The organism is Kribbella sp. NBC_01510, assembly GCF_045040325.1.
In the GTDB taxonomy this organism is placed as follows: domain Bacteria; phylum Actinomycetota; class Actinomycetes; order Propionibacteriales; family Kribbellaceae; genus Kribbella.
In genome coordinates, this window is sequence record NZ_CP109418.1 from 4291834 (window position 1) to 4302543 (window position 10710).

Annotated in this window: 10 protein-coding genes; 5 read left to right on the top strand and 5 right to left on the bottom strand. The window is 69.2% G+C overall.

From position 1 onward, the window contains the following. The first annotated feature begins 3 nt into the window (after nt 1-3). A complete protein-coding gene (gene hpnH, locus OG558_RS21455) occupies nt 4-1002 on the top strand; it encodes an adenosyl-hopene transferase HpnH (protein WP_405072190.1) in 999 nt (332 codons plus the stop codon). Next, nucleotides 999-2783 (top strand): 1-deoxy-D-xylulose-5-phosphate synthase, encoded by a 1785-nt coding sequence (locus OG558_RS21460; RefSeq protein WP_405071841.1) that lies wholly within the window; start codon nt 999-1001, stop codon nt 2781-2783. The genes hpnH and OG558_RS21460 overlap by 4 nt, the downstream gene beginning before the upstream one ends. A gap of 108 nt (nt 2784-2891) precedes the next feature. Here OG558_RS21460 and OG558_RS21465 read toward each other — a convergent pair whose 3' ends face one another. The 4 genes from OG558_RS21465 to OG558_RS21480 are packed head-to-tail and all read right to left on the bottom strand — an operon-like array spanning nt 2892 to nt 6135. Next, nucleotides 2892-4139 (bottom strand): MFS transporter, encoded by a 1248-nt coding sequence (locus tag OG558_RS21465; protein WP_405071842.1) that lies wholly within the window; start codon nt 4137-4139, stop codon nt 2892-2894. Nucleotides 4140-4178: 39 nt separating this feature from the next. Next, nucleotides 4179-4652, bottom strand: a complete 474-nt coding sequence (locus OG558_RS21470) for a hypothetical protein (RefSeq protein ID WP_405071843.1) — start codon at nt 4650-4652, stop codon at nt 4179-4181. Continuing rightward, a complete protein-coding gene (locus tag OG558_RS21475; RefSeq protein ID WP_405071844.1) occupies nt 4649-5416 on the bottom strand; it encodes an ABC transporter permease in 768 nt (255 codons plus the stop codon). Before OG558_RS21475 ends, OG558_RS21470 begins: the two co-directional genes overlap by 4 nt. Then, nucleotides 5413-6135, bottom strand: coding sequence for an ABC transporter ATP-binding protein (locus OG558_RS21480; protein WP_405071845.1), 723 nt, complete (start codon nt 6133-6135; stop codon nt 5413-5415). Before OG558_RS21480 ends, OG558_RS21475 begins: the two co-directional genes overlap by 4 nt. A gap of 95 nt (nt 6136-6230) precedes the next feature. Between OG558_RS21480 and OG558_RS21485 the strand changes: the two genes are divergently transcribed. The 3 genes from OG558_RS21485 (at nt 6231) to OG558_RS21495 (ending at nt 10051) form a co-directional block, all read left to right on the top strand. Further along, nucleotides 6231-6890 (top strand): response regulator transcription factor, encoded by a 660-nt coding sequence (locus tag OG558_RS21485; RefSeq protein WP_329474713.1) that lies wholly within the window; start codon nt 6231-6233, stop codon nt 6888-6890. 10 nt (nt 6891-6900) lie between these two features. Beyond that, the gene (locus OG558_RS21490) at nt 6901-8160 is read left to right on the top strand and encodes a sensor histidine kinase (protein WP_405071846.1); all 1260 of its coding nucleotides are present in this window, start codon (nt 6901-6903) and stop codon (nt 8158-8160) included. Nucleotides 8161-8461: 301 nt separating this feature from the next. Then, the gene (locus OG558_RS21495; RefSeq protein WP_405071847.1) at nt 8462-10051 is read left to right on the top strand and encodes an MBL fold metallo-hydrolase; all 1590 of its coding nucleotides are present in this window, start codon (nt 8462-8464) and stop codon (nt 10049-10051) included. Here the strand turns inward: OG558_RS21495 and OG558_RS21500 are convergent. Then, nucleotides 10033-10698: a sugar transferase gene (locus OG558_RS21500; protein ID WP_405071848.1), complete on the bottom strand. Its 666-nt coding sequence runs from the start codon at nt 10696-10698 to the stop codon at nt 10033-10035. The two genes, OG558_RS21495 and OG558_RS21500, sit on opposite strands and share 19 nt — an antisense overlap. Nucleotides 10699-10710: the final 12 nt, after the last annotated feature.

The following is a 10710-nucleotide window of genomic DNA, read 5'->3' on the forward strand; positions in this document are numbered from 1 at the left end:
GCCATGCCACTGCGTCAGTCGATCCGCCTCGGTGGTTATCTGCTCAGGCAGAAGCTGCTGCGACGGGAGAAGTTCGCACTGCTGGTCGAGCTCGAGCCGTTGTTCGCCTGCAATCTGGCCTGCGCCGGCTGCGGCAAGATCCAGCATCCCGCCTCGGTCCTCAAGCAGCGGATGCCGGTCGAGCAGGCGGTCGCCGCGATCGAGGAGAGCGGCGCACCGATGGTGTCGATCGCCGGCGGCGAGCCGTTGATGCACAAGCAGATCGACGAGATCGTCCGGCAACTGCTGGCCCGCCGGAAGATCGTCTTCCTGTGTACGAACGCCTTGCTGCTGCCCAAGCACCTGCACAAGTTCACGCCGCACCGCAACTTCGCCTGGATGGTCCACATCGACGGGCTGCGTGAGCGCCACGACGCGTCGGTCTGCAAGGACGGTGTGTTCGACGAGGCGGTCGCCGCGATCAAGCAGGCCCAGGCGGCCGGGTTCCGGGTGATGACCAACACCACGTTCTTCGACACGGACACGCCGCAGGACGTGATCGACGTACTGGACTATCTGAACGACGAGCTCGGCGTCGACAACATGCAGATCTCGCCCGGGTTCGCGTACGAGAAGGCGCCGGACCAGGAGCACTGGCTCGGTCCCGAGGAGACCCGGCAGCTGTTCGCGAAGGCGTTCGCCGGTGGCCGCCGGAAGAAGTGGCGGCTGAACCACTCGCCGCTGTTCCTGGACTTCCTCGAGGGCAAGACCGACTTCGCCTGTACGGCGTGGGCGATCCCGTCGTACTCGCTGAAGGGCTGGCAGCGGCCGTGCTACCTGATGGAGGACGGGTACGTCGGGACGTACAAGGAACTGCTCGAGGACACGGACTGGTCGGCGTACGGCCGGGGCAAGGATCCGCGGTGTGCGAACTGTATGGCGCACTGCGGCTACGAGCCGACGGCGGTGGTCGCGACCATGGGGTCGCTGCGGGAGACCATCCGTGCCGCGGTCGGATCATGAGCGCGCCGGGTGTCGACGAGCGGCCACGCCCCAGCACTCGGCTCCTGGACACGCTGACTTCACCGGCGGATCTCCGGCGGTTACCTGCGGCTGAGCTCCGTGGACTTGCCGACGAGATCCGGGCCGAGCTCGTCCGCCTCGTCACCCGGACCGGAGGTCACCTCGGCCCGAACCTCGGTGTCGTCGAGCTGACGATCGCGCTGCACCGCGTCTTCACATCGCCGCAGGACGTCATCGTCTGGGACACCGGTCATCAGTCGTACGTGCACAAGATGCTCACCGGCCGGCTCGGTCGCTTCGACACCCTGCGCCAGGCGGGAGGGCTGTCGGGCTACCCGAGCCGGACCGAGAGCGAGCACGACGTCATCGAGAACTCACACGCCTCGACCGCGCTCTCGTACGCCGACGGCCTGGCGAAGGGGTTCCAGCTCACCGGCTCGCTCGAACGGCGGGTCGTCGCGGTCGTGGGTGATGGTGCGTTGACCGGTGGGATGTGTTGGGAGGCGCTCAACAACATCGCGGCCGCGCCGGACCGGCCGGTCGTGATCGTCCTCAACGACAACGGGCGATCGTACGAACCCACCGCCGGATCGCTGGCCGTCCAGTTGCGCGCGTTGAGTACGGGCACCGCCCGGGGCAACGTCTTCGAGCAGCTTGGTCTGGCCTACCTCGGTCCGGTCGACGGTCACGACACCTTGGCCGTCGAGGCGGCGTTGCGGACCGCCGCCCTCCTCCAGCATCCGGTCGTGGTGCATTGCCTCACCCGCAAGGGCGCCGGCCATGCTGCCGCCGAACTCGACGAGGCCGACCACCATCACACGGTCAACCCGGCGGCTGCCACCAGCCAGGTCCACGGACCCGCCTGGACAGATGTGTTCGGGAAGGAACTGGTGGCGATCGCGGACGAGCGTCCGGACGTGGTCGCCGTGACAGCCGCGATGATGCGGCCGACCGGACTGTTTCCGATGGCGTGCCGGTATCCCTCGCGGGTGTTCGACGTCGGGATCGCCGAGCAGCACGCGGTGACGTCGGCGGTCGGGCTGGCGACCGCTGGGCTGCATCCCGTGGTCGCGATCTACTCGACCTTCCTCAACCGCGCCTTCGACCAGGTCCTGATGGATGCGGCGCTGCACCGGGCGCCGATCACCTTCGTCCTCGACCGCTCCGGCATCACGGGTCCGGACGGTCCGTCGCACCACGGGATGTGGGATCTGGCGCTGTGCGGACTGGTGCCCGGCATGCGGATCGCGGCGCCCAGGGACACTCAGCAGCTGCGGCTCCTCCTGCGTGCCTGCGTTGATCACGAGGCTGGTCCCACCATGCTTCGGTTCCCGCGCGGACGGGGCGGAGCTGTCCTGCGCGCCACCGGCACCATCGGTGCGGCCGAACTGCTGACCGACAATCGGCCGGAGGTCCGCGAGGTGCTGCTGGTGCCGGTGGGTCCGCTGGCGGCGGCGGCCGTAGAGGCGTCGCGCCGGCTGCGGCAGCTGGGAATCCACGCGACCGTCGCCGATCCCCGGTGGATCATCCCGGTCGATCCCGAACTCGTCCGGTTCGCCGGCGAGCACCGCGTGGTGGTGACGATCGAGGACAACACCGTGACCGGTGGTTTCGGGGAAGCGCTCGGACGGGCCTTCCGGCGTACGGCGGCACGCCCTGAGCTCATCACGCTCGGGTTACCCGGTGAGTTCGTCGCCGCGGGGGAGCGTGCGGACCTGCTGCACGCGCACGGCCTCGACGCCGACGGCATCACGCACGCGGTCACCCGCCATCTGAGCTAGCGCTGCCCCACCACTGGCGGCTGCGAGACATGGGGGTGTGGATCTAGGGAGGATTTTGTGCCGTTCCGGGGGTAAAACCCTCCCCGGTCCCATGGCGGGACGGTCGCCTTACCGTTCGTCCGGCAGAGTGAGGTGTCCGCGGGCCGCTCCCACCGCGACCCAGGGAACGGCGGACAAGGTGCCGATGCCGAGGATGAGCAACGCCGGCCGAAGCCCGATGGCGGCGCCGAGCAGGCCTCCGAAGAGACCGCCGAGCGGGCCCGGACCCCATTCGACGAGCCGGATCACGGAGCCGACGCGGCCGAGCAGGTGCGGCTCGACGGTGTGTTGCAGCATGGTCGACCGGACGATGATCAGGTAGACGACACCCAGCCCGAGCAGTAGTTGCCCCAGGCCGATGGTCGCGATCACGACGATGGTCGGCCCACCTGCGAGCGGGATCAGCAGATCGCCGCCGAGGAGGACCGCGGCGACGACCGAGGTCCAGGTGGTTCCGAACCGGCGGCTGACCGGAGTCGTGATCACGCCGGCCAGGAGTGGGCCGAGGGAGCCGATCGCGGCGATCACCCCGATCTCGGCCGGCGACAGTCCGAGCTCGCGGACGGCGTACAAGATGTAGAGGGCAAGGACTCCCCAGTGGAAGAAGTCGAGACTGCCCTTGCCGACTGTGATGGCGACGATCCCGGACTGGCGACGGAACGCTGCGAACCCGGCCCGAACGGACAGACCGAACCGGCTCTTCTCGGCCGTCGGCAGCGGGTCGGGTCCTCGCCCGCAGGCCTGGAGGAAGGCGGCGACGAAGAAGGAGGCACTGTCGACGGCGATCGCGACGGGAGCCGTGAGCAGTTGGACCAGCACGCCGCCGAGCCCCGGCCCGGCGACCGACGTGATCGAGTCGGTCAACGCGATGCTGCTGTTCGCCGCCGTCAACTGCCGCCGATCCTTGACCAGCGCCGGGATGTAGGCCGTGTGGGCGAGGCTGTAAACGAGGGCCAGAGAACCGACAGCGAAGGTCACGATGTAGAGCTGGGCCATGGTCAGCAGGTCGAAGGCGGCAGCCAACGGAACCGTGGCCATCAGCACGCCCTGCCCGACGTTGCACCAGAACAGCGTTCGGCCCCGACGGATGCGGTCGACGAAGACGCCGAGAAGCAACCCGAGCAGCAGACTCGGCAGCGCCTCGAGCGCCGTCAGGATCCCCATCGCGGTCGGTCCGGCGGACAACGTGAGGACGGCGATCAACGGGATCGCGAGCTCGCTGACCTGCGACCCGGCATTGGAGAGCAGCTGGGCGAACCAGAAGAACGCGAACGGCCGGTTCCGCCGCAGCGGAACCCTGGGGTTGTCGACTGCCACGGACCGCTTCTCACTCCAGACTCAATCGCCTGATCCCGGTCAGCCTCCCACTTTCCGCGTGACGCGGCCACGTGTTTTCAGCCGGCCGACAAGGGCCACGGCGCCCAATGCTGTCGGTACGGCGATCGCGACGGGGAGCGCTCCGCCGGTGTCGAGTGTCTGGCGGGGCGTCACCGTGATCCGGACCGGTGGCCCGGCGACCAGGGGTCCGTTCTTCGGGATCAGTACGACGTACACCGCGAAGTGGCCCGGGTTCACGGCCTGGAACTCCCAATCCAGTTGGGTGTCCGGGCCGGCGGCCACCGGCTGGGTGACGTCCTGACTCCAGTCCTCCAAGTCGACGTACACCCCGTCGAGGCTCACGACGTTGAGGTGGGCGATCGCCGGGCCGGACTCGTTGACGACCGACTCGACAGTGAGGGTCTGACCGATGACGGCGGTGAGCTGGTCGGTGTTCATGGTGATGCTCGGGTCGGCAAGCCCGACCGTGGCGAGCAGGTTCAGCAGCATCATCGCGACCCCGCGGTCAGTCGGACGAGTCGTGGGCCGGCGACGATCACCACGCCGGCGACGACCAGGGCCACCACGATCGGAGAGGCCAGGTAGCTGAGGTCGTGGGTCCAGGTGCGCCGATTCACCAGGATCTGCGAGATGTAGTGCAAGGCTGAGCCGATCGGGTTGATCCGAGTGATCACCTCGCCGAAGCCGGTCTTCGGGAGCGCCGGGAGCTGGGTCGGGGCGAACAGCACGAGCAGCAGAAGCAGTCCGGCGGCCAGGCTCGTCTTGTTGGAGTTGGTGACCGCGCTGATGAGCAGACCGATCCCGGCGAGCCCGGTCGCGACCAAGGTGCCGACGATCAGGGCGAGCAGTGCTGCCTGACCGGCTCCGGCGACGCCTCGCCCGAGGACCCACAGATAGGGCAGCGTCACGACGAGGCAGGCCAGCCACATGGTCGTAGCTGCCGCCAGCTTGCCGACGACGATCCCGCGCCGCGACACCGGAGCGAGCAGGAGCGCCTCGAAGGTCCCGCGTTCACGATCGCCGCTGATCGCGTCGGAGCTGGTGACCAGCGTGAGCAGGACACCGACCGCCAGGCCGACCTGGACGGTGAGGTTGACCGCTTCGCGTTGCTCGAGGAAGTTCATCGCCCGGTTGGTCGCGGCCAGGTAGGTCATCGTGCTGAGCAGAACACTGAACCCGAACACGAGCACCGGCCCGCGCCCGAGGATCCACAGATCCCGGATCTCCTGCTCGGCGACCACGGTCCACCTAGTCATGGCCGACCCTCGGTGAGGCGGAGGAAGGCATCACTGAGGCTGCCCGCACCGGCGACGACCTCGTCGATCGGCCCGGCGGCCCGCAGGACGCCGTGGTCGAGGATGAGCACACTGCCGCAGACCTGCTCGACCTCGGTCAAGGTGTGCGTCGACAGCACCACCGTGGCGCCGCGCCGGCCGGCGATGTCCGCGATCGTCGTGAGGATCTCGCGCTGGCCGGCCGGATCCAGGCCGAGCGCCGGTTCGTCGAGGAACACGACCGCGGGATCGTTGATCAGGGCCCGAGCGATCCCGAGTCGTTGCTTCATGCCCCGGCTGTACGTCGAGATCCGGGTCCCCGCACGATCGCCGAGACCGACGTCGGCGAGCAGCCGCTCAGCGGCCGTGCGGGCGTCGCGGCGGTTCCGGCCGAACAGCCGTGCGGTGTAGCGGAGGTATTCGGCGCCGGTCTGCCGCAACGGGTAGCCGGCGCTCTCCGGCAGGACGCCGATCCGTTGCCGGATCCGGTGCGGCTGATCGCCGGGTACGCCGGCCACGGTGAAGGTGCCGCCGGTCGGTTCGAGGATGGTCGTGAGCAGCCGGATGGTGGTCGTCTTGCCGGCGCCGTTGGGACCGAGCAGGCCGATCACGTCGCCCGCGTCCGCGGCGAAGGTGAGTCCGTCGAGGGCGTTGCGCGCGCCGTACCGCTTGCTCAGGCCGATCGCCTCGATGGTCGCCATGGACCGACGGTAGGGCGGTAGGGCTGAATCCCAGCTGAACGGTGCTTTCAGCGGGGATTCAGCCAGAATGGAGGAGGATCGGCCGGAGGTGCGTGATGCGGGCGCTGGTGGTGGAGGACGAGTTGCGGCTGGCCGCGGGCCTGCGCAACGGTCTGGAAGCCGAGGGGTACGCCGTCGACGTCGCGCTGACCGGGACGGACGGTCTGTGGTTCGCCCGCGAGTACGGGTACGACGTCCTGGTGCTGGATCTGATGCTGCCGGAGATCGACGGCTTCGAGATCTGCGCGACGCTGCGGGCCGAACGCGTCTGGACCCCGATCCTGATGCTGACGGCCAGGGATGCCGACACCGACCAGGTCCGGGCCCTCGACACCGGAGCCGACGACTACCTGACCAAACCGTTCTCGTACGCCGTTCTGATCGCCCGGTTGCGAGCACTGGTCCGGCGAGGTGGTGTCGAGCGACCGACGGTGCTCGAGGCCGGTGCACTCCGGATGGATCCGGCGGCGCGGCGGGCCTGGCGCGGTGAGGCCGAACTGGTGCTGACGGCGCGGGAGCTGTCGTTGCTGGAGTTCTTCATCCGGCGGCAGGGCGAGGTCGTGTCCAAGCGGATGATCCTGGATCACGTCTGGGACTACGACTTCGAAGGCGACCCGAACATCGTCGAGGTCTATGTCCGGCGGCTGCGGACCAAGCTGGGCGACGAGTCCATCGTCACATTGCGGGGCGCCGGCTACCGGCTGGCCGAGCGGTGAGGGAGGCGCCGTGCGACTCAAGGTGACTCTGCTGGCGGTGCTGGTGGTCGGCATCGCCCTGGTGGCCGGCGGCTCCGTGCTGACCGCGCTGCTCGGCTCGGCCCTGACCGATCAGGTCTGCCAGGACGCGCGCGCCCGGGCCGCGCAACTCGCCGCGTCGCCTTCGGCCGCCAGCAGGCCGGTCTCGACCAGTCGCGAACTGGTGCAGCTGATCGACCGCTCAGGTCACGTGATCGGTGGGGATCCGAAGCTTGCCTCGCCGGGGAGCGAGTGCGTCAGGGTCGAACCGCCTGGCCACGGGGAGGACTTCGTCTTCGCCGCTGCTTCGATCACGTCCGGCGGCGAGGTCGTCGTGGGCAGGCCGTTGGTGGATGTGCTCGACTCGACCCAGTTCGTCCGTCGCATCCTGGCGGCCGGATTGCCGTTGATGCTGCTGATCGTCGGCGGCGTGACCTGGGTGGTGACCGGCCGGATGCTGGCGCCCGTGACAGCGATCCGGCGCGAGGTCGACGAGATCACCGCAACGGAGTTGCATCGCCGGGTTCCGGCCCGCCGAGCCGACGAGATCGGCCGGTTGGCGACGACGATGAACCGGATGCTCGACCGCCTCCAGCGATCGCACGAGGCGCAGCAACGCTTCGTCTCCGACGCCTCGCACGAACTGCGCTCGCCGATCGCGGCGATCCGGCAGCACACCGAGGTCGCCCAGGCCCATCCCGGGCGCACGACCGTCGACGAGTTGGCCACCACCGTTCTCGCGGAAGACCTGCGCATGCAGTGCCTGGTCGACGACCTCCTCCTGCTGGCACGTTCCGACGAGGCCGGGTCCGAACTTCGGTGTACGCCGGTCGACCTCGACGACCTGGTCTTCGCCGAGGCACGCCGGCTGCGTTCGGCGACCAGCCTGACGATCGACACCACCGCGGTGTCCGCGGGCCAGATCCACGGTGACGAGGCGGCGCTGGCGCGGATGATTCACAACCTCGCCGACAATGCCGCCCGGCACGCCCGGTCGGGGATCGGCTTCGGCCTCTGTGAGTCCGACGGCGCCGTCGTCCTCACGGTCTCCGACGACGGGCCCGGGATCCCGCCGGGCGACCGGGCCCGTGTGTTCGACCGCTTCGTCCGGCTCGGCACCGCGCGTTCCCGCGACTCCGGAGGCACCGGGCTCGGCCTGGCCATCGTCGCCGACGTCGTCCGTCGTCATCGCGGCACCATCCGGATCACCGGCCCCGCCACCTTCGAAACCCGGCTCCCGAGACCTGGCTGAGGTCAGCGGCGGTGTGCAAGGTCGACAGGAGGTGTTCGCCCTGGCTCCGGCCGGGCCGGCCGGAGCCAGGCGTGAATGCCTGACCCGACCAGTAGCCCTGGACCGATACTTCCTGTCGAGCTTGCACACCGGCCCCGCTCACCTCGCCCACACCGCTGGGGGCGGAGCATGCCTTCGCAGCCACCGCCGAACCAACACTGGTACGACCTATCGTGTCTGGACGGGGCATCGCTCGACTGACGTAGGCAGGCTCGTTCAGGCGGAGGATGCCTGGCCTGTGGCGGGCCGGGAGCCTGGTGACATGAGTGAGCCGATGGTCACAGCGCTGGGTCATGCCGGGTTGCGGATCGACGGGCCTGGCGTCCGAGTCCTGGCCGACCCCTGGTTGTCGCCCGGCGGTGCCTTCCTCGGGTCGTGGTTCCCGTTTCCGGACAACGCGCATCTGCTGACGCCGGAGATGCTCGACGTGGATCTCGTGGTCGTGTCGCACGAGCACCTGGATCACCTGGACCTCGACCTGATCGCGAGCCTGCCCGAGACCGTTCCGGTGGTGGTGCCGCGGTATCCGTCGACCATCATGGAGCGCCGGCTCCGCGCGATCGGCCGGACCCGGATCGTGGTTCTCGACGCCTGGCAGCGGTACGCGCTCAACGACCACGACTGGCTCACCGTGATCCCCGAGCAGTGCCCGATGGCCCACGATTCCGCCGTACTGTTCATGATCTCCGGCCACAGCGTGATGCACACCAACGACGCCCGGATCTCGCTCGCCCAGGCTCGCCGGGCGATGACCGAGGTCGGTGGCGAGCTGGACGTGATGGGTGTGCAGATGTCCGGCGCGAGCTGGCATCCGGTCCGCTACGAGTACGACGAGGTCGAGCGGGAGCGGATCTCCACGATCAAGCGGGTCGGCAAGTTCAAGGCCGTCACGCGTCTGGTCCGTCAGGTCCAGCCCCGGCTGGTGATGCCGTACGCCGGGCCGCCCTGCTTCCTCGACGACGACCTCTTCGAGCTGAACAGCGGCCTGCATCCGGGCGGGATCTTCCCGGACCAGGGTGAGGCGCTCGCCTGGCTCGCCGACCGGTTGCCCACGCAGCCGGGAGCCTGCCTGCTGCCGGGGGATCGGATCGCGCTCGACCGGCTCGAGGTCATCCGCGATCCGCACTGGGACGGCTTCTCGCTCGACTCCGGCCCCGACGAGCGGCGGCGTTATCTGGCGGACTACGCCGCCCGTCGGCGGCCGGCCATCGAGGCCGCCTGGGCCGCGAATCCCCAGGCGCGGCCCGGGCTGGCCGACCGGTTCAAGACCCACCTGGAATCGCTCGGGACCCTGTCGGAGTACTTCCTGGCCCGGATCGGCATGACGCTGCGCTTCGACGTCACCGGTCCGTACGGCGGAGTCTGGGACGCCCACATCGGTCCAGGCCGGGTGGTCGTCGATCTCGACGGCGGGAACGGGCACGCCGACTACCGGCTGACGCTCGACGGACGCTGGCTGGACGGTGTCGTGACCGGGCGGACCCGGTGGGAGGAACTCCTGCTGTCGTTGCGGTTCGTCGCCCGCCGGCAACCGGATCGCTACAACGACTACCTGGTCGGGCTGCTGAAGCACGCCGATCGGGCCGCGTTGCGGGCGGTCGAGCGGTTCGAGGCCGCGCGTGATCCGGAGGAGACCACCGAGATCACCGTCGAGGGCAAGCAGGTCCAGGTGAGTCGCTACTGCCCGCACGCGGGCGAGGATCTCGCCGAGACCGGCGTCGTGGTGAACGGCGTACTGCGCTGCCTCGGACACAACTTCGAGTTCGACCTGAGCAGCGGGAGTTGTCTCAACGCCCGCTGCGACCCGATCGTGGTCAAGCCGGCCGAGGAAGACTACGAAGAGGCCGTCTGACCGGTCACCGGCCGCTGGACATCTGCGAGCCCGAACACGAACAACGCGGTCACGACGAGGTAGTGCAACGTCCGGCGCACCGTCGGCCGCTTCAGGTACTCCTGATCGGCCGCGACGCGCAGTGGCACGAGCACGTCCAGATACCACCGCTCGACATCCGTCCAACCCTCCGGCGGTACGGCGGACCGCTCGCGGTACTGCAGTTGCGCCGGCCCGGTCAGACCTGGCCGGGCGAGCAGCACCGATCGGCAGCTCTCGGGATACCTGTCGGCCAGCGTGGCACTCTCCGGCCGTGGGCCGACCAGCGTCATCTGTGCTCGCAGCACGTGCCAGAGCTGGGGCAGCTCGTCGATCGCCGTCCGGCGCAGGAAGGCGCCCAGGCGGGTGATCCGGGCATCACTTGCCGCCGTGACTTCTGGGCCCGAGGCAACCATCCGCATGGTGCGCAGCTTGTACAGGACGAACGGACGGCCGTTCTCGCCGATCCGCGGCTGCCGGAACAGGACCGGCCGGCCGCTGGTCACCAGGATCGACAGCGCGATGATCGCGAGCAGTGGTGACACGAGCAGCAGCAGGAGCGCCGCGACGAGCACGTCCAGCAGCCGGCGCGCCGGTCCGATGGCCCGGCGATGAGTACTCGATGACATCTGTCCCCTCCT